Here is a 591-nt window from a genome sequence, read left to right on the forward strand (position 1 = left end):
AGTTTATCTTTATTATTCCAAATAAATGGATGCGGGCGGGCTATGGAAAAAGCCTGCGGAACTATGTCAAAGGCTTTACAATCCGTGAACTCCTGGATTTTGGCGATTTGCCCGTCTTTGAGGAAGCGACCACCTATCCCCTGATCATCGCGTTGTCCAAAACTTCCGGTGGACAAAATTTCAAAGCCGTAAACCTTCAGACATTGGATTTTCCAATGGGAATAGAAACCTACCTCAGCGAAAATCAGTTGGAGGTCTCCCCTCTTGGACTATCGGAAGATGGCTGGACACTGACCGACAGCCGAACCCAGGCCCTTCTGATAAAACTAAAATCTCAGGGCGTTCCGCTATCTGAGTATGTGGACGGAAAGATCTTCTATGGGATAAAAACCGGATACAACGAAGCCTTTGTGATCGACCGGGAAACCAAAGAGCGGCTGATTGCCGAAGATCCGCGCAGTGCAGAGGTAATCAAACCCTTTTTGGCAGGCAGGGATATCAAACGGTATCAACAACCGAGAAGTGATAAGTTTTTGATTCTGTTCCCAAAAGGATTCACGATCAAAAGAAATCTACCCGATGGAGACCCCA

The 591-nt window shown here is 46.7% G+C and carries 1 protein-coding gene; it reads left to right on the forward strand.

Translation table 11 applies throughout. The features are described from left to right. Window positions 1-591, forward strand: a 591-nt coding sequence (locus tag IAQ59_RS22110; RefSeq protein ID WP_425342631.1) for an Eco57I restriction-modification methylase domain-containing protein, incomplete at both ends; no start/stop codon positions are given.

The sequence above is a fragment of the Lunatimonas salinarum genome (genome assembly GCF_017811155.1).
Lineage (GTDB): Bacteria > Bacteroidota > Bacteroidia > Cytophagales > Cyclobacteriaceae > Lunatimonas > Lunatimonas salinarum.